Raw genomic sequence first — 19,524 nt, forward strand, 5'->3', positions numbered from 1 at the left:
GCAGGCGCTGGATGCCGTGCGTGCCAAAGATAGCAAATACGCCAGCATGAGCGCTGCAGAACTGCGTAATACGGAGGACTACCAAAAAGCCTTTGGCGACTACGGCATCGGCGGTAAATACCAGATGGTGGCGCAGTCGGTGAGCGGCATTCTGGCGGGCGCCGCCGGGGGCGATTTCAATAAAGCCCTGGCGGGTGGCCTGAATCCGGTGATGGCGCAAGTAATTAAGGGCGCCACAACCGACGGTAACAAAGTCGATGAACCGGCTAACCTGATGGCGCATGCGGTCTGGGGCGCCCTGGCGGCCCAGCTCTCAGGCGGCAATGCGGCGGCAGGCGCGGCGGGGGCATTCAGCGGTGAACTGGCGGCAAGGCATATTGCCGCCGAGATGTTCCCGAATACAAAACCTGGGGATTTGAATCAGGACCAGAAACAGCTCGTTAGCCTGTTAGGCACCATGGCGGCAGGGATCGCCGGCGGCGTGGTGGGGAATAGCACCGCAGCGGCGACCACGGGCGCGCAGGCCGGGAAGAATGCGGTTGAGAATAATGCTGCATCACCCTGGGGAGCGTTGGTTCCGAGTAGAACACAAGAAGAAGCATCGTTGGCTTTCAGTCTAGGAGATAAAGGCGTCGCCCGCGACAAAATAACCAAAGCAATAGAAAAATCACATCTCAACCCACCATTCGGAGATGTAGCAAAAATTAAAGGTGATATGAAAGGACAAGTGGTGGCAGGTGTTGGTGCCGGAGGGTATCTTGAAAGTGTTCTTTCCGAAGATAAATTCGCGATCAATGGAGGTGTGACAAAGGCCTTCGGCTGGCGAGCTGATGCATCTGTAGGTTTGACTTTTGGACCTTACCCGATTAAAGATTTCAGCCCTTCCTATGATTATGCAGGTTCCCTATCGGCAGGAATTATTTCTGTTGAGGGGTCTATTGGTAAAGACGGTATTGGTGGTTCTTTGAGATTTGGTGGAGGAATTGGTGCAAGTTTCCGACAAAGTGAAAACCACAATAATCAGCCCGAGCTTAATGGTTCCGGTAGTACCGAAATAATGTCGTGGCCTATCAAAAAGGACTAACTAAATGATGCTGTTGCTGTTAGGTATTGCCCTGATTGCGTTTGCTGTTGGAACAGTCATATTCCATCGGTTCGGTAAGATAACGGAGAGAAATCTTCAGTCTCCCGTAACAACAATGCATTTTTTTGATGCACTTTTTTTTGGACTCGGAAGAAAAAACGAGATGAACATTGCTGCCTGTTCTTTCTTTATTTTTTTACTAAGCCTGTGGGGAATCTTTTATTTAAAATTGAAACCTCATTTTTGGGGGAGTTCCGAAAGTTATTTTGGCTTGGGGATCGCCGGAATTTTCTTTCTGGTAATGCATTGTCGCTATAGTGCAAAGCATGTTGTTATCAAGCATGATGGCTTGGCACCGATGAGGGAATTAACTAATATCAGAAGATCTGGATTAACCAGCCCATTTTTATGGTTAAGTCGGATTGGGTATCTGGGATGGTTGATCGGGATGGCAAGTTGGTAAGGTTGTACCTCAACCTCATCGTGGTGGGGTATCAGATAAGCCTTTTGGACAGTTTTTCAGTTCGGAACCACCTCAAGGTGTCCTACAAACTAGGATTGATAAGGCTGTATTGCCAAAGTGGCCAGAAGGCGGAACTTCGCCAATAGACTCATCAATAGCAATTAAAATACCGGCAGGAACAAAAGTCTATATAGGTGAAGTTGGTTCCCAAAATGGTGTATATGTTGGCGGAACCCAGCAGATTGTTGTTCCAAAGGCTTGGGAGATTAAAGGTGCTGAAGTTATGGAGATTAAGCCATTAAAATGACTACCGAGAAAACAACACTTGTCGTAGAAAAAATGGAGCGCATGGCTACTTTATTAGAATTAGGTGGTTATGCAGAATGGTCAGTCAGCATTTTTAAACTGGCTAAGAAATATGTGATTGATCCTGATAGTACCAAGCACACGTTTCGAAATTTTTATGGTGGTATGGGATCTTTAAATGATCTAGTCCTGTACAGGAATGGAAAAATATTAATAAGTGAAAACAATGAATTAGATCAGATCAGGAGTGATCTGTTTAATCTTCTTTCTTAACAAAAACCCCGGCCACTGAGCCGGGGTTTTGCTTTATATGCCAGTCAGTTAGCACCTTACCTATACGGCCTGCCGATCACCTCCATAAGCTCACCTGGCGTTGCCTGCGTGCTGAGAACTTACAGACCTTCTTCAGGATTTGCATGATACCCGGCGCTGCCGGGCGTTTACCGCCATCAGAATCAGGCTAACTTTTATCCGCTAAACGTCATCTCTGCCACCCATTCGGCTTCGGGCTGCTGGTACAGCGCCCAGAACGTATCGGCCACGCCGGTGGCCTCGGCGGAGTCCGGCTCAATCAGCGCCGCTACCGTGACGGACCCCACGTGCACGCCATGCGATCTGGCATACGGGAAAAGCCCCAGCGTCAGGGCGCGAACGCCTGCTTTGCCAATGCTGATCGAAATGAATTCCGGGTTGGGGTGCACTCCCCAGCCGCCACCGGTGAACAACAGGGCGCCACGTCCGCGGGCAAACATAGTTTTCAATGCGGCCTGGGAGGCAGCCAGCGCCCCGCCGATATTGACCGCAAGGTCGGTGTTAAAGGTGGCGATCTGCTGGTCGAGCACTGACCCCGGGTGCAGATGTGCCGCGTTGTAGTGCACCACGTCGAGGGTGCCGAATTCGGTCTCAGTCTCCTGTATTAAAGCTGCAACGGCATTGGCATCGGCGGCATCGACAACCTTAGCGTACGCCTGGAAGCCTTTGCTGGCGAGGCGCGCCGCAAGTTCGCCAAGTTTCGATGCATTCCTTGCGGCTAAAATCACCACAAAACCTTCACGGGCGAAGCGTTCCGCCGTGGCATAGCCGATCCCCGGCCCGGCCCCAATGCTAAGAAAAGTTTTCATCATTTACTCCCCAATAAGTTCGCGAGCACTGTATCATCTGCATAAATGTAGATAATTCATCACTGGAGCAATTGCTTAATGCAAAATATGCAGGAATTCAGCGAGCATCTTAAAATTGACGAGCTGGCCGCCTTTGCTGCGGTGGTGGAAAACAACGGTTTTGCCGGAGCCGCGCGCGTGATGGACCGTAACGCTACCGTGATATCCAGAAGAATTCAGCATCTTGAATCCCGGTTGGGCACCCGGCTGTTGGCTCGTTCCACGCGTCATGTTGTGCTGACTGAGGCCGGGGAGCTTTTTTACCGCCGCGTGCGGGGCATCCTGGATGAGTTACGCAATGCTCAGCTGGAAGTCAGTGAATTCACGGCTGCCCCGGTTGGAAACCTTAAAATCTCTCTGCCGCTGACCTTTGGCCGACGCTGTATTACCCCCAAACTGTCGGCCTTTTTAGCCCAGTATCCCGGCATTCACCTGGACGTCAGGTTTACCGACAGGCTGGTGGATCTGGTGGCCGAGGGCTACGATGTGGCCATCCGCGTCGGGCGTCTGACCGACAGCGCGTTGATTGCCCGCACGCTGGGGCAGTTTGAATACCAGCTTGTCGCTTCCCCGGCCTGGCTGGCACAGCGCGAGATCGCTTCCCCCGCAGACCTCAGCGGGCATCATTGCCTGGGGCTGGTGAGTCATGCCAGCTGGCCAGACTGGATTCTGGTGAACGGTGACAGCAAAGCCACCGTGAGAATTAAGGGCCCGCTGCAGACGGACAATTCAGAAGCCCTGTTGCAGGCGGCGGTGGATGGGTTGGGGATTGCCCTGGTGCCAGACTGGCTTATCACGACTGAGCTTGCCCACGGGCAGCTGGTTCGGGTGTTACCGGCCTGGAAAGGCCAGGATCGGGGCGGCGTCTACGGCATTATGCCGCCGGGTAGATTGATTCCGGCCAAAACGCGCCTGTTTATTGATTATCTTCTGCAGGAAATGGGGGAAAAGCGGTCGGTCGCGTGAGGGGAAAATAAACTGCCCGGCGTAACCGGGCAGGAGAGTTACTCGGCTTGAGGTATCGCGCGAGGCTTGCCTTCTTTATCCACGGCGACATAGATAAATATCGCCTCGGTGGCTTTGTAGCGCTGGCCGATAGGCTCGGAAGAGACTTTTTTCACCCAGACTTCCACGTTGATGGTGATGGACGTTGTCCCGCGCTTAACGCAGCGGGCGTAACAGCACACTACGTCTCCCACTGCCACTGGCTTCAGGAAGGTCATGCCGTCCACACGCACGGTCACCACGCGGCCATGAGCGATCTCTTTGGCCTGAATGGCGCCGCCCATGTCCATCTGCGACATCAGCCAGCCGCCAAAAATATCGCCGTTGGCGTTGGTGTCCGCTGGCATCGCCAGGGTGCGCAGCACTAATTCACCTTGCGGTAATTCGTTCGGCATTACTGCTCTTCCTTTGGCATATGACGGTAGATGTAGACGCCGCTTAGCAGGGTAAAGACCAGCGTGATGGCGGTCAGCCCGAACACTTTAAAGTTAATCCAGATGCTTTCCGGGAGCCAGAACGCCACGTAAATATTCAATAAACCACAGGCGATGAAGAACAGCGCCCAGGCGATATTCAGGCGAAACCACACTTCGGTTGGCAAAGTGATTTCTTTGCCCAGCATGCTCTGAATCAGCAGCTTGTTCATGCCGAACTGCATCACCAGCAGCGCCGCCGCAAAAAGGCCGTAAATCAGCGTGACTTTCCACTTAATGAATTCGGCATTGTGGAAATAAATGGTCAGGCCGCCAAATACGGCAACCATCACGAAGGTGACCAGCGTGGTCTTTTCCACCTTGCGGTACTTAACCCAGCTGTAGACCAGCGCGAGAGCGGTGGCGATGATCAGCGCCCAGGTGCCGACAAAAATGTCGTACATCTTATAAAAAGCAAAGAAGACAATCAGGGGCAGGAAGTCGAGAAACTGCTTCATAATCTGTTCCGTAAAGAGGTGACTCCTGACTATAACGCGCGGTCAGGAGTCGGGGAAGGTTATTGACGTATCAACATGTACAGGCGGAATAAGTAGATCAGCAGCACGGCTGAAATCAGGTTGCTTATGGTATTCGCAATCACGGCCCCGGCTTCCGGCGACAGCGCGGCAAAGCTGGATGCCAGCAGCAGTAACGCCGTTTTGGCCGCCAGCCAGCCGACGACCGCAGGGGCAACAAGGCGCATGTTGGCCCACACCAGGCGCAGGCTGCTGCGCATAGAGCGGAAAATCCCGATTTTATCCTGCACCAGCATTACCGGGGCAAGCGACAGCAGGATTGCCAGCAGCACGCCGGGCACAACCACAAGCATAATGCCGATTTGCACCAGCAGCGTGGTCAGGAAGATCAGAATGAACATTTTTGGCAGCACGGGCGCAGAGGCACCAATCGCGCGCAGGGCGCTAACGCGCTGGCCTGCAGAAACGATTTGCATCAGCACCATCATGCTGGCCGCCAGAATAGCGTTGCCAATCAGGCCCGAAAACGTGGAGGCCGCAGACGCTTTCAGTAACACTTGCTGCTGTTCCAGCGACATATTCTGCACTAAATCAAACAGCCCGACGCTGCCCGCCAGGTTATCTCCCTCACTCAGAATCGCCATTTGTTCTTCGCTGGGCGAGAACGCGCGGCCAATAATCACCGAAATTAAGGCGCAAAGTAACGCAATCAGCAATATGGTAACAAACTGATTACGCAAAAAATTCCCCGTGTCACGGTATACGGAACCTGCCGTGATAGACATGCACTCTCCTTGATGTTGCTAGCGGTTATCAATCTGGGGGCAATTGTACCCTGGATGAGGCTGCCGTGGCACCACAAAGACTTTCTATAAGCGGTTGAATAGCGTCAGTTCCGTACAGGGGCACAAGGCCGTAGCGGGCTCGTGCCCGGTTGCAGGCATCGTTGGTGACGCCGTCTTCCCCGGACATCGCAAACTCGCGGCACGGCGAAGGACGATTTTCATAAATGCTGCATCTGACCCGCTGACCTGGCTCGCCCTCCAGCGCTACGCAGCGGCTGTTGCGCTGGTTAGTGCCGCTCATGCAGCGCAGAAAAGGGGTAACCGGCTCGGTTAAATGCGAAGGGACCAGGCCGCCGGCGTCGTCGGCTTCAGCCCAGTAGAAAGAGACACGAAAGTAAGCACAACAGGCACCACAAGTCATACAAGGGTTATCGCTCATCTTGCACCTGCAACTTCTGATTTCACGTTTCAACGGTTGAGGAGAACACCCAAATTAGCCAGGTCAGGGGTTTTTACAAGGGGTGGATGGGGAAGAATTTTCAGGATGTGATTATTAACAAAGTTGATCTGGTTTAGGTTTGTTGTTTTTCACTGCGCTACCAAAAATTAATCCAGATCATTGAATGTTAAATTAGAGGATAAAGTGTGATCGGTGTTAGATCACTTTGTACTTCTTTCTGAGTATATTCAGCCCGCTGTTAAAAACCATAACAAGGGAAGGGCTATGAAAAAACTCACACTGGCATTACTGGCGATGGGATGTCTGTCCGGTGCGGCGTCGGCGCATCAGGCGGGAGAATTCTTTATGCGCGCGGGGACCGCGACGGTTCGACCCACCGCGGGCTCGGATGACGTGCTCAAAATGGGCGGCTTTAAAGTTGATAACAATACGCAGCTGGGGCTGACCTTCGACTATATGGTCACCGATAACATCGGGATTGAGCTGCTGGCGGCGACGCCGTTCCGTCACAAGGTCGGGCTTGGGCCAACCGGCGATCTTGCCACCGTGCACCAGCTGCCACCTACGCTGATGGCGCAGTGGTACTTTGGCGATGCGGGTAGCAAAGTGCGGCCTTACGTGGGCGTCGGGGTAAACTACACCACTTTCTTTGATGCAAGCTTCAACGACACCGGCAAAAGCGCGGGCCTGAGCGATCTGAAAGTGAAAGATTCGTGGGGCGCTGCGGGTCAGGTCGGGCTGGATTATCTGGTGAACGAAGACTGGCTGCTGAACATGTCCGTCTGGTATATGGACATCGACACCACGGTGAAATTTAAAGCCGGGGAAGACCAGCAGAGCATCAAGACGCGCATCGACCCGTGGGTGTTTATGTTCTCTGCGGGCTACCGTTTTTAAGTCTCTCTTCATCGGAAGAAACTGGCTGTTTAATGGCCAGTTTCTTTGAGTGCGTACATTAAATTTCAATTAGTCATATTCTGAAACGAGATGCTATTATTCCCCGTCTTCTTTTAATGGGTAGAAAAATGGCATATATCGACTCCAACTTAATTGGCAATGAAGAAGTTTTATATCGTGGGCAGGTGACTCTGTGGGCATGGCTGCCCTGGATCCTTTGGGGAATCATTTTAGGGTTCATGACCATCGTTGGTTTTATCCTGATTCCATTGGGGTATTTTGTTGTACGCTCCAATGAAGCGGCTATTACCAATAAGCGACTGATTGCTAAATCGGGCTTAATTAAGCGTGATACCGTTGAAATCCCGATTAAGAAAATATCCAGCCTTCAGGTTCGACAAGGGATTATTGGTCGCATGCTGGGTTATGGTTCTCTGGTGATCAGTGATTCCGGGGCTGGTCACGCGCCGATTCGTTTTATTAAAGATCCAATGAGATTCAGACAGCGCTTTTTTGAATATCAGGAAGAGCTGGAAAATAAAGCAGCCAGTTAACATAACCACAATTTCTGTTAATACGGCGGCAGATCGGGGGACTAAACCGGTCGGCCGCCGTTTTTGTTTACCTTAACCCCGCGTGGCGGCTTTCATGTTCTGCACGAACTGTTTCAGTTCGCTGAGCATTACTTCAGGCTGTGCCAGGTTCTTTTCGATGATTTTCACCACCGCAGAGCCTGAAATCGCGCCTGCAGCACCGGCGGCAATGGCATCGCGTACCTGAGACGGTTCGGAAATACCAAAGCCTTGCAGAGGCGGCGCGGCCTGATACTCACCCAGTTTCTCAATTAAATGATGCAGCGGAAGCTGAGCGCGCGTTTCGGTGCCGGTAACGCCTGCACGGGAAAGCAGGTAAGTGTAACCCCGGCCATGAGCCGAAATTTCGCGCAGCAGCGTTTCGTCGGCGTTTGGCGGGCAGATGAAAATAGGCGCGACGTTGTGGCGCATTGCGGCATGGCGGAATTCAGCGGACTCTTCCACCGGCACGTCGGCAACCAACACAGAATCCACGCCCACTTTGGCGCACAGCGCATAAAATTCGTCGATGCCACGGTTGAAGACCAGGTTGGCATACATCAGCAGACCAATCGGGATCTCCGGGTATTTTTGGCGGATCGTCGCCAGCATTTCAAAGCACTGGGTTGGCGTCACGTCAGAGGCGAAAGCCCGCAGCGCCGCGCCCTGGATGGTTGGGCCATCCGCCAGCGGATCGGAGAACGGAATGCCCAGCTCGAGCGCGTCCGCGCCGCCCTCAACCAGTGCATCAATAATTTTCAGCGAAAGCTCAGGGGTTGGGTCGCCCAGCGTCACAAAGGGAACGAATGCGCCTTCCTTGCGGGCCTGCAGCTGTTCAAACAGATGATGATAACGTTCCATTACATTTCCCCTCGTGCTTTCAGAATATCGTGGACGGTGAAGATGTCTTTGTCGCCGCGGCCAGAGAGGTTCACTACCAACAGCTGCTCTTTTTCAGGGTTCTCACGCATCATTTTCAACGCATGGGCGAGGGCGTGGGAAGACTCCAGCGCAGGAATAATCCCCTCGCTGCGGCACAGTGCTTTAAAGGCATCCAGCGCTTCGTCATCGGTAATGGAGACGTAATCGGCGCGGCCGGTGCTGTTCAGGTACGCGTGCTGCGGCCCCACGGACGGGAAGTCCAGCCCGGCAGAAATAGAGTAAGACTCTTCGATTTGACCTTCGTCGGTTTGCATCATTGGCGACTTCATACCGAAGTAGATCCCCACGCGGCCATGTTTCAGCGGCGCCCCGTGTTCGCCGGTTTCGATCCCGTGCCCGGCTGGCTCAACACCAATCAGGCCCACGCTGGTTTCATCGATAAAGTCGGCAAACATACCGATGGCGTTGGAACCACCGCCCACGCAGGCGATTACCGCGTCAGGCAGGCGACCTTCTTTTTCCAGAATCTGCGCTTTGGTTTCTTCGCCGATCATGCGCTGGAATTCACGCACGATGGTCGGGAACGGGTGCGGACCTGCGGCGGTGCCGAGCATGTAGTGCGCGGTTTCATAGCTTGCAGACCAGTCGCGCAGCGCCTCGTTACAGGCATCTTTCAGGGTGGATGAGCCGCTGTGCACAGGAATGACTTCGGCCCCCATCAGGCGCATACGGAAGACGTTTGGCGACTGGCGCTCGACGTCTTTGGCTCCCATATAAATACGGCATTTCAGGCCGAGCAGGGCGCTGGCGAGGGCAGAAGCTACGCCGTGCTGACCCGCGCCGGTTTCGGCGATGATTTCGGTTTTGCCCATACGCTTGGCAAGCAGCGCCTGGCCCAGCACCTGGTTAGTTTTGTGCGCGCCGCCGTGAAGCAGATCTTCACGCTTGAGGTACAGCGTGGTGTTGGTGCCTGCGGTAAGATTTTTGCATTTAGTCAGCGCCGTTGGACGGCCCGCGTAGTTCTTCAGCAGATCGGTAAACTCCGCCTGGAACTCAGCGTCACTTTGCGCCGCCACAAAAGCTTCTTCGAGCTGGCGCAAAGCAGGCATCAGGATCTGCGGCACGTACATCCCGCCAAATTCACCAAAATAAGGGTTCAGTAAAGTCATGGTATCTCTTCCTTAGTAAGCCCGCAGGGTCCGGAAGACCGCAGCCAGCTTGTTAGCATCTTTTATTCCCGGCGCACTTTCCACGCCAGAGTTGAAATCCAGTCCCGCGCAGCCGGCTTTAGCCGCTTCCACGCAGTTATCCGCTCCGAGGCCGCCCGCCAGAATCACGTTGTCCAGCTTTTGTCCGGCTAACAGTCGCCAGTCAAAGCTTTGCCCGGTGCCGCCCTGGCCGTTATCGAACACGTATTTGTCAACGTGCTGCAGATTCCGCTCAGGAAGCGTGTCGGCTACGCTCAACGCTTTCCAGATTTGTGTTTTCTCCGGCAGCAGCGCTCGCAGCTCAGTAATGTATGCCTGGGTTTCAGCGCCGTGAAGCTGAACTGCGCTCAGTGAGAACGTCTCTACTTTCTGCACAACTTCTGTTATCGGCGTATTTCTGAATACACCCACGTAACGAAGCGGGGCGGAGGCAATGACTGCAGCGGCTTTCTCATCGCTGACAAAACGCGGCGAAGTCGGGACGAAGATCAGGCCACCGTAAATAGCTCCGGCTTCCTGAGCCGCACGAGCATCTTCCCCCCGCGTCAGGCCGCAAACTTTGTTTTCACCCAGCAACACGCGGCGTACCGCGGCGTTCAGGTCATCCTCGCTCATCAGCGCGGAGCCAATCAGGAATCCGTTGGCGAAGTGGCTGAGTTCACGAACCTGAGCGTAATGATTAATGCCCGATTCGCTAATTACCGTGACGCCGTGGGTCAGACGCGGGGCCAGCTGGCGAGTGCGGTCCAGGTCAATGGACAGATCGCGCAGGTCGCGGTTGTTGATGCCGACCACTTTGGCCCCGAGCGCGATGGCGCGCTCCAGCTCTTCTTCGTTGCTAACTTCGGTCAGCACGCCCATGTTCAGGCTGTGGGCCACGGCGGCCAGTTGGCGATACTGTTCATCGTCCAGCACCGAGAGCATCAGCAGGCAGGCGTCCGCCTGGTAAAAGCGCGCCAGATGAATCTGGTAGGCGTCGATAATAAAGTCTTTGCACAGCACCGGCTGGCTGACAATGCCGCTGACGATCGGCAGAAAATCGAAGCTGCCCTGGAAGTATTTCTCGTCGGTCAGCACCGACACGGCAGAGGCATAATGCTTATAAACACCGGCGATATGAGCCGGGTCGAAGTCATCGCGGATCGTCCCTTTGGACGGGGATGCCTTTTTGCATTCAAGAATAAAGACGGTGCGGGCCCCCTGCAGCGCGTCATAGAAGTTCCGCGTGGCGGGCACAATCTCATTCTGGAAGCTCGCCAGTGGCTGCTGCTGTTTGCGGGCTTCGACCCACAGCGCTTTGTCAGCCACGATACGGTTTAAAACGGTCTCCTGCATTCCCTTATCCTCTTCCTGCGAGCGCGGTGACGCGGTCATATGCGGCCCCGCTGCGCAATACATCCAGCACTTTTTTGGCGTTAGCCTTCAAGTCTTCATGGCCGTGCAATCGCATCAGCATCGCAACGTTAGCCGCGACGGCAGACTCGTGCGCGGTCTCACCTTTACCTTGTAGCAGGCGAGTCAGAATGTCACGGTTTTCTTCCGGCGTGCCGCCCGCCAGTGCTTCCTGGTGATAGGCCGGAAGGTCGAAATCGGCGGCGGTCAGCTGGTAGCTTTTGATTTCACCCTGATTCAGTTCGGCGACCAGCGTCGGCGCATGGAGCGACACTTCATCCATGCCGCCGCTGTGAACCACAGCTGCGCGTTTATAGCCGAGGACGCGCAGGGTTTCAGCAATCGGCAGCACCAGTTCCGGGCTGTAGACGCCGATCAGCGCCAGCGGCGGATGCGCCGGGTTAATCAGTGGCCCCAAAACATTGAACAGGGTGCGCGTTTTCAACTGCTGGCGAACCGGCATCGCGTGGCGGAAACCGGTGTGGTACTTAGGCGCAAACAGGAAGCAAACGCCCAGCTCGTCCAGCGCTTTACGGGAAGCATCCGCGTTCATTTCCAGGTTGATGCCAAACGCTGCCAGCAGATCGGAGGAACCCGAACGGCTGGAAACGCTGCGGTTGCCGTGTTTGGCGACCTTTAGCCCGACCGCGGCGGCAACAAAGGCGCTGGCGGTGGAGATGTTAATGCTGTTGCTGCCGTCGCCGCCGGTGCCGACGATATCGGCAAACTCGTAGCTCGGGCTTGGGAACGGCGCGGCGTGCTCAAGCAGGGCAGATGCGGCGCCGGCAATTTCGTTCGGGTGTTCACCGCGCACCTTCATGCTGACCAGCGCGGCCGCCAGCTGTTCTGGCTTCAGCTCACCGCGAACGATGGCGGAAAACAGCTGGTGGCTCTCTTCGCGGCTCAGGGTTTGCGCCTGATAAAGCTTGTCGAGGATCGGCTGCAGCGTATTGGCCTGCTTCAGCTTCTGCAGCGCCCAGTCGAGGGTCTGCTCCAGCAGGCGAGCGCCGTGGCTGGTGAGAATGGATTCCGGGTGGAACTGGAAGCCCACAACCCGGTCAGCCTCGTGGCGAACCGCCATCACCATGCCGTCGAAATGCGCGTTGATGGTCAGGCCGGCAGGGATGTTGCTGCCGACCAGGGAGTGATAGCGCGCCACCGGCAGCGGGTTAGGCAGCCCGGCAAACATCGCTTCGCCGTCATGGGAGATAGAAGAGGCTTTGCCGTGCAGGATTTCGCCCGCCTGGCCGACGTAGCCGCCGTAAGCCTCCACAATGGCCTGGTGGCCGAGGCAAATGCCAATAATCGGCAGTTTACCGCGCATTCGTGTCAGTAATTCCGGCATGCAGCCCGCTTCGCTTGGGGCACCTGGCCCAGGGGACAGCATCAGCACCGGGTTATCCATGGTGGCCAGGCGTTCGATCAGCGTTTGTGCCGGGACGTGGTTACGGTAAATCACCACGTTGTGGCCGTTCGCGCGCAGCTGGTCCGCCAGGTTATAGGTGAATGAGTCGATATTATCGAGCAGCAGAATGTCAGCCATTAGAAAATCTCCTGGGCGTGATGCGCGGTAGCAATGGCGCGCAAAACAGCGCGGGCTTTGTTGCGGGTTTCGTCGGCTTCGGACTGCGGGTCTGAATCAAGGACAACGCCAGCGCCGGCCTGCACGGTGGCTATGCCGTCTTCGACGTAGGCTGAGCGGATGACGATGCAGGTATCGAGGTCGCCGTGGGCGGTGAAGTAACCCACCGCGCCGCCGTAGCTGCCGCGACGAACGCCTTCGGCCCCGGCAATCAGCTGCATCGCACGCACTTTCGGCGCGCCGCTCAGGGTGCCCATATTCATACAGGCGCGGTAGGCGTGCAGCACGTCCAGGTCGTGACGCAGCTCGCCGACAACACGGGAAACCAGATGCATCACGAAGGAGTAGCGGTCGACTTTGGTTAAATCCGCCACGTAGCGGCTGCCCGGCGTACAAATGCGGGCAAGATCGTTCCGCGCCAGGTCAACCAGCATCAGGTGTTCTGAGAGTTCTTTATGGTCGGTACGCATTTCCAGCTCGATGCGGCTGTCCAGGTCTCGATCCAAGGATCCGTCGGCGCGGCGGCCACGAGGGCGGGTGCCGGCAATCGGGTAGATCTCAATCTGGCGATTCGTCGCATCGTATTTGAGCGAGCTTTCCGGGGACGCGCCGAACAGTGTGAAATCGTTGTCCTGCATAAAGAACATGTACGGGCTTGGGTTGCTCTTCTTCAGCGTCTGATAAGCCGCCAGCGGTGACGGGCAAGGCAGCGAGAAGCGGCGGGACGGCACAACCTGGAAAATTTCACCGATGCGAATGGCTTTTTGCATCTGGCGCACAACTGCCCCGAACTCTTCGTCTGTCTGATTGACATCGCAGCTCATGTTCTCAACTTTCTGCACCGGCAGGGCAGCAGGCTCTTCACTGATTTGCTGGCGCAGCTGTTCGGTGCGTTTCTGCAGGCGTTGTTTTTCGCTCACGGAAGGCGTAAAGAGGCTGGCCTGAATGCGGGTTTGTTTTTTCTGATGATCGATGGTCAATAAGGTTTCGGCCAGGTAGAAGCAGTAGTCCGGGCAGCGGTTGTCCTGTTTAAGCTGCGGCAGGTCCTCAAAACCGGCCACCAGGTCGTAGGCAAACAGACCGCCGAAGAACATCGCATGGCGTTCATCCGCGGGCACGCTCACCAGTTCCTGCATAATGCGGAATGCGTCAAAGACCGACAGCGAGCACAGGCGCGCGTCTTCATCTAATAACGTGCTGACCGTTGGGAAGCGAAGGGTGCGGCCATCCGGGAAGTGCTCGTTTTCGACACCAGCCGGCAGGGCGGCATCCAGCAGAGGCAGCAGGGAAGCGCCGTTAGCAGACAAGGCCTGTAAGGTGACGGTGTCACCTAAGGCCGTAATGCGCATGGCGCTATCGACCAGCAGCAGGCTTTTTAAGTCGTCTTTGCTGTCGATGTCTGCGGACTCCAGCAGCAGCGTCGCAGGGCGCGCACCGCACAGCTGGTGGAAAAGGGCCGTTGGGTTTTCACGGTAGGCAGCTTCGCTGCTCAGGAGTTCAAGTGCCGGTTTTTGTGTTTGCATTTTAGTTCTCAAATTTTGTTCAAAAAAAAGCCCGCATCGTTGGCGGGCCTGGTATCTGTGCTGTTAAACAGCGTACGCGATCGCACCGCCCGAGTTCAGGGAGTACGCCACCAACCGTGCAGGGAATTCATCGCTTTCATTTCAGATACCTCGTTATGTGAACTTGCGTACTAGTAAACTGGTTCGCGGCTTTATTGTCAATACTGATTTTTTAAAATAGACGATTATCGTTATCATGGGCCGCTAAATTTCTGTCTATCCATTTCTGGAGCCATTTTGAGCGAGCCCACCCTGGCCACGATCCACGATTTACACAGCCACACTACCGCCTCGGACGGCCTGTTGTCTCCTGAAGCTTTGGTTAATCGCGCGGTAGATATGCGCGTCACGGTACTTGCCATTACCGATCATGACACCGTCGCTGGTCTGCCTGCCGCAAGGGCTGAAATCCAGCGCCTGAATTTACCGCTACAGTTAATTAGCGGCGTTGAAATCTCCACCGTCTGGGAAAATCACGAAATCCATATCGTTGGCCTGGGTATTGATGAACAGCACCCGGCGCTGAAGCTTTTTCTTGAACAGCAAAGTGAACGCCGCAGCCAGCGCGCGGTAATGATTGCCGAACGTCTGGATAAAGCGCGTATTCCCGGTGCGCTGGAAGGGGCAATGCGTCACGCAGGCAGCGGGGCAATTACCCGCGGGCATTTCGCTCGTTTTCTGGTCGAGCAGGGCAAAGCCAGCACTATGGGCGATGTTTTCAAAAAGTATCTGGCTAAGGGGAAAACCGGATACGTTCCGCCCCAGTGGTGTACAATAGAACAAGCTATTGATGTGATTCATCATTCTGGCGGGCAGGCGGTGCTGGCGCATCCAGGGCGCTACGGCCTGACCGCAAAATGGCTAAAACGACTGCTGGCGCACTTTGCCGAACACGGTGGCGATGCCATGGAAGTTGCGCAGTGCCAGCAGGCTCCCAACGAACGTACCCAGCTTGCCAGCTACGCTAAGCAGTTTAATCTGCTGGCGTCGCAGGGGTCTGATTTTCATCTACCCTGCGCGTGGATTGAACTGGGCCGTAAGCTGTGGCTACCGGCGGGCGTTGAGCCCGTCTGGCAGCACTGGGAGCAGAGCCGCATCGCTAAAGAGAGGGCAGTATGAGTCAGTTTTTTTATATCCACCCGGATAACCCGCAGCCGCGCCTGATTAATCAGGCCGTCGATATTATTCGTAAAGGCGGGGTCATTGTTTACCCTACCGATTCCGGCTATGCGCTGGGCTGCAAGATTGAAGACAAGGGCGCCATGGAGCGCATTTGCCGCATTCGTCAGCTCCCTGACGGCCACAACTTTACCCTGATGTGCCGGGATCTGTCGGAGCTGTCGACATACGCCTTCGTCGACAACGTGGCATTCCGTCTGATTAAAAACAACACGCCGGGGAATTACACCTTTATCCTGAAGGGCACCAAAGAGGTTCCCCGTCGCCTGCTGCAGGAAAAACGTAAAACTATCGGTTTGCGCGTGCCGTCAAATCCGATTGCGCTGGCGCTGCTTGAAGTGCTGAATGAGCCGATGCTGTCGACTTCGCTGATGCTACCGGGTAGCGAGTTTACCGAGTCCGATCCTGAAGAGATCAAAGATCGCCTCGAGAAAGTGGTGGATCTGGTTATCCACGGTGGCTATCTGGGGCAGCAGCCCACCACGGTTATCGATCTGACTGAAGACGCGCCGGTTGTTATGCGCGAGGGCGTCGGGGACGTTAAACCTTTCCTGTAAGGAAATCGCTATGGCCCGATTTAACATTGATGTTCTGGCTTCTCAATGCGGCGTGACGCCCGCCAATATTCGGAGCTGGCAGCGTTATGGGTTGATCAAGCCGCAGGTGGATGAGAACGGGCACCGTTTTTTTGATTTTACCCACTGTTCGCAGGTCGCCGCGATTGTTGGCTGGCTTGAGAAAGGGGTAGCTCTGTCGGATATGCTGGCGCTGCTGAAAGGCGAGGAGATGTCTCCGCCTTTCAGATGGCTCGACGTTCAGGAAGCCCTGCTGGCGCAGTGTGAAGCGATGCAGCCTGCGAAGCTCCGGGGGCTTATCTGGCGCTATGGCCGCGAAGTCCCGCCCGCTATTTTTATTGATGAGGTTATCCGCCCGCTGAGACTATGGCTTAACGCTGATGCACAGCAGGAACAGGCGATGAATAGCGCATTGCTTGATACGGCGCTGATTGAATATGCGACGTTCGTCCTGGCCAGCGGGCGTAAGCGTCCGGGCGGCAGTCTGTTTATTCTGGCACTTTCGCTAAAAGATCCCGTCGAGCTTTGGCTGGAAGGGATCCGTTTTGCCAGCGACGGTTTTTGCGTTGAGGTTCTGGATCGCGGCATTCCCTGCCCGGATCTTAGCCGTATTCATGCGGACCACATTATGATTTGGGCCGATAAGGCGCTGAATGCTAACCAACAGGCACAGTATCACCGCTGGCTGAAGAGCGGAATTCCTGTTTTTCTGGGAGGCAGTGAGGCCGCCAGAGGAAATAAAAATGTGGCTACTCCGCGCAATTGTGCTTCCGGCGAGCAAGCTGCACTGCTGGATACTCAGAACCAGCGGTGAGCGAATCTGTAAACGGGTTTTCACTCCATTTACGTTAAAATTCGTGTAGTATGTGCGGCCACGATGCTGTCAGCGGTTTTCCTGCATTGCCGGGCAGCCATTCAAATTCGTATTTATACTTCATCAGGCCCATGCCTTTTGATTTCAAAGTATCTGAGACGCCTGTGAAGGCGACACCCGAGGAAGCTCAATGAGCGAAAAGTTACAAAAAGTGCTGGCTCGCGCTGGCCATGGTTCCCGTCGTGAGATTGAAACCATTATCTCTGCAGGCCGCGTAAGCGTTGACGGTAAAATTGCCACGCTGGGCGATCGCGTTGAAATTACCCAGTCGCTTAAAATCCGCATCGATGGTCATTTGATCTCCATCCGTGAATCAGCGGAACAGATCTGCCGCGTGCTGGCCTATTACAAGCCGGAAGGTGAGCTCTGTACCCGCAGCGACCCGGAAGGGCGCCCAACCGTTTTTGACCGTTTACCAAAGCTGCGCGGTGCACGTTGGATTGCCGTTGGGCGTCTGGACGTGAATACCTGTGGTTTACTGCTGTTCACCACCGACGGGGAGCTGGCAAATCGCCTGATGCACCCAAGCCGTGAAGTGGAGCGTGAATACTCCGTACGCGTGTTTGGCCAGGTGGATGACGACAAAGTAAGACAACTGTCTCGTGGCGTGCAGCTTGAAGATGGCCCGGCGGCGTTCAAAACCATCAAGTTCACCGGCGGGGAAGGCATTAACCAGTGGTATAACGTGACCCTGACCGAAGGCCGTAACCGTGAGGTTCGTCGCCTGTGGGAAGCTGTCGGTGTTCAGGTGAGCCGCCTTATTCGCGTGCGTTACGGTGACATTAAGCTACCGAAAGGCCTTCCGCGCGGGGGCTATACCGAGCTTGATCTGGCGCAGACAAACTACCTGCGTACGCTGGTGGAACTGCCGGAAGAAACCAGCAGTAAAGTGGCGGTAGAAAAAGATCGCCGCCGCATGAAAGCGAACCAGATTCGTCGTGCCGTGAAGCGTCACACCCAAGTGACCGGCGGTAACCGCCGCGCCAGCAGCAGCCGTAATAACGGCAGCGGCAGCTAAATCTTAACCCCTCTTTTGAGGGGTTTTTTATTAGTAATCAATACCCATCTGCGCCTTCACCCCGGCGTCAAACGCATGCTTAACCGGGCGGAGTTCGCTCACCGTGTCGGCCATCTCCAGAATATCGCGGTGGCACCCGCGGCCAGTCACAATCACTGTCTGATTCGCCGGGCGGTTAGCCAGCGCGATTAAGACGTCTTCCAGCGGCAGATAATCATAGGCCACCATGTAGGTCAGCTCGTCGAGGATCACCATATCCAGCGTGGCGTCTGCCAGCATCCGTTTGCCGTGCTCCCACACCGCAAGACAGGCGGCGGTATCCGTTTCCCGGTTTTGCGTTTCCCAGGTAAAGCCTGTCGCCATCACCTGAAACTCAACCCCGTGTGGCTCCAGCAGATTACGTTCGCCGTTCGGCCACTGGCCCTTGATAAACTGAATGACGCCGACTTTTTTGCCGTGGCCTACGGCGCGGGTAGCGGTGCCGAATGCGGCGGTTGTTTTACCTTTCCCGTTGCCGGTGAAGACTATCAGGATCCCGCGCTCCTGCTGGGCTTCTGCAATGCGCGCATCAACCTTTTCTTTCTGGCGCTGTTGGCGCTGCTGATAACGCTCTTCGCTCATTCTGAAATCCCCGGTTTACGGTTAGGCTGGGCATCAAAACTCATGCCGGTCTTACGGCGGCTGTCGTCGCCCATCAGCCAGAGATAAAGCGGCATTAAATCCCGGGGCGTTTTCAGTTTAGCCGGATCTTCCGTGGGGAAGGCGCTGGCGCGCATTGCGGTGCGAGTACCGCCTGGGTTGATGCAGTTTACGCGCAGGTTCTGCTGCTTATACTCCTCCGCCAGCACCTGCATCATGCCTTCCGTCGCAAACTTCGATGCGGCGTAAGCGCCCCAGCCAGCGCGGCCCTGGCGACCCACGCTTGAGGTGGTGAACACCAGAGAGCCAGATTCGGATTTAAGTAATAAAGGAAGCAAAGCCTGAGTCAGGAAAAAGGTCGCATTGACGTTCACCTGCATGACGGCCTGCCAGGTGTCGGGATCCTGCTTGTCCATCGACACGACATCGCCAAGAATACCGGCATTATGCAGGACGCCATCGAGGCGAGGAACCAGCGCGCTAAGCTTGTTAGCCAGCGCATGGCAATCTGCCGACGTGGCGGTAGCCAGGTCGAGCGTGAACCAGTGCGCGGGGAGCAAACCGTGAGACTGGATCTCACCGGCGACGGCGCGGAGCTTTTGCTCATTGCGCCCCAGCAAAATCACCGAAGCACCAAATCTGGCATAGGTGAGTGCGGCGACACGGCCGATGCCATCGCTGGCACCGGTCACTAAAATAATGCGATTTTTCAGTAAATTATCTTGCGGCTGATAGTGCACGGTTTTACTCCTCGCGTGATGCAATATGCTCACGTCTTATTTCTCGTTAAGTTACCTGGCTTTATGCCTTAAAGACGGGCGTATTTCAATCAGTCAGCCGGAGACAATGCTAAGGATTAACATTTTGCAAAAATTTCCACGAGCCAAATCTTTTAAGGATGCCCTCATGCTGCCTTTATAGTTACTTACAGA

Annotated in this window: 23 protein-coding genes and 1 other annotated feature; of the genes, 11 read left to right on the forward strand and 12 right to left on the reverse strand. The window is 55.2% G+C overall.

Translation table 11 applies throughout. The annotated features are described in order from the left end of the window. The 4 genes from WFK85_RS06125 to WFK85_RS06140 form a co-directional block, all read left to right on the forward strand. Positions 1–1,084 (forward strand): polymorphic toxin type 25 domain-containing protein (locus tag WFK85_RS06125; RefSeq protein ID WP_336714243.1); only part of this gene is annotated, 1,084 nt, incomplete at its 5' end. Positions 1,085–1,088: 4 nt separating this feature from the next. After that, positions 1,089–1,547, forward strand: a complete 459-nt coding sequence (locus tag WFK85_RS06130; RefSeq protein WP_336707329.1) for a hypothetical protein — start codon at positions 1,089–1,091, stop codon at positions 1,545–1,547. A 109-nt stretch (positions 1,548–1,656) separates the two neighbouring features. Next, positions 1,657–1,854: a hypothetical protein gene (locus WFK85_RS06135; protein ID WP_336707328.1), complete on the forward strand. Its 198-nt coding sequence runs from the start codon at positions 1,657–1,659 to the stop codon at positions 1,852–1,854. Continuing rightward, on the forward strand, positions 1,851–2,126 hold the full coding sequence (locus WFK85_RS06140) for a DUF6966 domain-containing protein (RefSeq protein WP_336707327.1): 276 nt from the start codon (positions 1,851–1,853) through the stop codon (positions 2,124–2,126). Before WFK85_RS06135 ends, WFK85_RS06140 begins: the two co-directional genes overlap by 4 nt. A 194-nt stretch (positions 2,127–2,320) precedes the next feature. Here WFK85_RS06140 and WFK85_RS06145 read toward each other — a convergent pair whose 3' ends face one another. Further along, entirely contained in the window at positions 2,321–2,977 is a 657-nt protein-coding gene (locus WFK85_RS06145) for an SDR family oxidoreductase (protein WP_336806086.1), read from the reverse strand. A 75-nt stretch (positions 2,978–3,052) separates the two neighbouring features. On the opposite strand from WFK85_RS06145, the gene WFK85_RS06150 reads away from it, so the two are divergent. After that, a complete protein-coding gene (locus tag WFK85_RS06150) occupies positions 3,053–3,979 on the forward strand; it encodes a LysR family transcriptional regulator (protein WP_336707323.1) in 927 nt (308 codons plus the stop codon). Positions 3,980–4,017: 38 nt separating this feature from the next. Here WFK85_RS06150 and yciA read toward each other — a convergent pair whose 3' ends face one another. The 4 genes from yciA to WFK85_RS06170 are packed head-to-tail and all read right to left on the reverse strand — an operon-like array spanning position 4,018 to position 6,191. Continuing rightward, positions 4,018–4,413 (reverse strand): acyl-CoA thioester hydrolase YciA, encoded by a 396-nt coding sequence (gene yciA, locus WFK85_RS06155; RefSeq protein ID WP_008454281.1) that lies wholly within the window; start codon positions 4,411–4,413, stop codon positions 4,018–4,020. Beyond that, positions 4,413–4,949: a septation protein A gene (locus WFK85_RS06160; protein ID WP_166992051.1), complete on the reverse strand. Its 537-nt coding sequence runs from the start codon at positions 4,947–4,949 to the stop codon at positions 4,413–4,415. The genes yciA and WFK85_RS06160 overlap by 1 nt, the downstream gene beginning before the upstream one ends. Positions 4,950–5,008: 59 nt before the next feature. Continuing rightward, entirely contained in the window at positions 5,009–5,752 is a 744-nt protein-coding gene (locus WFK85_RS06165; RefSeq protein ID WP_166992054.1) for a YciC family protein, read from the reverse strand. A 28-nt stretch (positions 5,753–5,780) separates the two neighbouring features. Next, the gene (locus tag WFK85_RS06170) at positions 5,781–6,191 is read right to left on the reverse strand and encodes a YkgJ family cysteine cluster protein (RefSeq protein ID WP_336707320.1); all 411 of its coding nucleotides are present in this window, start codon (positions 6,189–6,191) and stop codon (positions 5,781–5,783) included. Positions 6,192–6,476: 285 nt separating this feature from the next. Here WFK85_RS06170 and ompW point away from each other — a divergent pair, with 285 nt between their 5' ends. Beyond that, complete coding sequence (gene ompW, locus WFK85_RS06175) at positions 6,477–7,109, forward strand: outer membrane protein OmpW (RefSeq protein ID WP_008454288.1); 633 nt, start codon at positions 6,477–6,479, stop codon at positions 7,107–7,109. A gap of 128 nt (positions 7,110–7,237) precedes the next feature. Then, positions 7,238–7,663 carry a PH domain-containing protein gene (locus WFK85_RS06180; protein ID WP_008454289.1) on the forward strand — a complete coding sequence of 142 codons (426 nt, stop codon included), beginning with the start codon at positions 7,238–7,240 and terminating at the stop codon, positions 7,661–7,663. A 72-nt stretch (positions 7,664–7,735) separates the two neighbouring features. On the opposite strand, the gene trpA is transcribed toward WFK85_RS06180, so the two are convergent. From trpA to WFK85_RS06205, 5 genes are read right to left on the reverse strand one after another with little or no spacing between them, the layout of a single operon-like run. After that, on the reverse strand, positions 7,736–8,542 hold the full coding sequence (trpA, locus tag WFK85_RS06185) for a tryptophan synthase subunit alpha (protein ID WP_008454291.1): 807 nt from the start codon (positions 8,540–8,542) through the stop codon (positions 7,736–7,738). Beyond that, entirely contained in the window at positions 8,542–9,732 is a 1,191-nt protein-coding gene (gene trpB / locus WFK85_RS06190) for a tryptophan synthase subunit beta (RefSeq protein ID WP_008454293.1), read from the reverse strand. Before trpB ends, trpA begins: the two co-directional genes overlap by 1 nt. A gap of 12 nt (positions 9,733–9,744) precedes the next feature. After that, positions 9,745–11,106 (reverse strand): bifunctional indole-3-glycerol-phosphate synthase TrpC/phosphoribosylanthranilate isomerase TrpF, encoded by a 1,362-nt coding sequence (gene trpCF, locus WFK85_RS06195; protein WP_336707317.1) that lies wholly within the window; start codon positions 11,104–11,106, stop codon positions 9,745–9,747. 4 nt (positions 11,107–11,110) lie between these two features. Next, on the reverse strand, positions 11,111–12,706 hold the full coding sequence (trpD, locus tag WFK85_RS06200) for a bifunctional anthranilate synthase glutamate amidotransferase component TrpG/anthranilate phosphoribosyltransferase TrpD (RefSeq protein WP_166992071.1): 1,596 nt from the start codon (positions 12,704–12,706) through the stop codon (positions 11,111–11,113). Continuing rightward, on the reverse strand, positions 12,706–14,268 hold the full coding sequence (locus WFK85_RS06205; protein WP_336707314.1) for an anthranilate synthase component 1: 1,563 nt from the start codon (positions 14,266–14,268) through the stop codon (positions 12,706–12,708). The genes trpD and WFK85_RS06205 overlap by 1 nt, the downstream gene beginning before the upstream one ends. A 21-nt stretch (positions 14,269–14,289) precedes the next feature. Beyond that, positions 14,290–14,387 (reverse strand) — a sequence feature (Trp leader region). 142 nt (positions 14,388–14,529) lie between these two features. On the opposite strand from WFK85_RS06205, the gene rnm reads away from it, so the two are divergent. The 4 genes from rnm to rluB all read left to right on the forward strand — a co-directional run bounded on the left by rnm (position 14,530) and on the right by rluB (position 17,953). Beyond that, positions 14,530–15,426 (forward strand): RNase RNM, encoded by an 897-nt coding sequence (gene rnm / locus WFK85_RS06210; protein WP_442892190.1) that lies wholly within the window; start codon positions 14,530–14,532, stop codon positions 15,424–15,426. Continuing rightward, positions 15,423–16,043, forward strand: coding sequence for an L-threonylcarbamoyladenylate synthase (locus tag WFK85_RS06215; protein ID WP_008461305.1), 621 nt, complete (start codon positions 15,423–15,425; stop codon positions 16,041–16,043). The genes rnm and WFK85_RS06215 overlap by 4 nt, the downstream gene beginning before the upstream one ends. Before the next feature lie 10 nt (positions 16,044–16,053). Then, positions 16,054–16,875, forward strand: coding sequence for a MerR family transcriptional regulator (locus WFK85_RS06220; protein ID WP_336707310.1), 822 nt, complete (start codon positions 16,054–16,056; stop codon positions 16,873–16,875). Positions 16,876–17,065: 190 nt separating this feature from the next. Next, positions 17,066–17,953 (forward strand): 23S rRNA pseudouridine(2605) synthase RluB, encoded by an 888-nt coding sequence (gene rluB / locus WFK85_RS06225; RefSeq protein WP_008461308.1) that lies wholly within the window; start codon positions 17,066–17,068, stop codon positions 17,951–17,953. A gap of 30 nt (positions 17,954–17,983) precedes the next feature. Here rluB and cobO read toward each other — a convergent pair whose 3' ends face one another. Together cobO and WFK85_RS06235 are read right to left on the reverse strand one after the other, a co-directional pair. Beyond that, complete coding sequence (gene cobO, locus WFK85_RS06230; protein WP_336707308.1) at positions 17,984–18,574, reverse strand: cob(I)yrinic acid a,c-diamide adenosyltransferase; 591 nt, start codon at positions 18,572–18,574, stop codon at positions 17,984–17,986. Continuing rightward, the gene (locus WFK85_RS06235) at positions 18,571–19,332 is read right to left on the reverse strand and encodes a YciK family oxidoreductase (protein WP_336707306.1); all 762 of its coding nucleotides are present in this window, start codon (positions 19,330–19,332) and stop codon (positions 18,571–18,573) included. The genes cobO and WFK85_RS06235 overlap by 4 nt, the downstream gene beginning before the upstream one ends. Between the last annotated feature and the right edge of the window lie 192 nt (positions 19,333–19,524).

Source organism: Cedecea sp. VD22, from assembly GCF_037150195.1.
Lineage (GTDB): Bacteria > Pseudomonadota > Gammaproteobacteria > Enterobacterales > Enterobacteriaceae > Cedecea.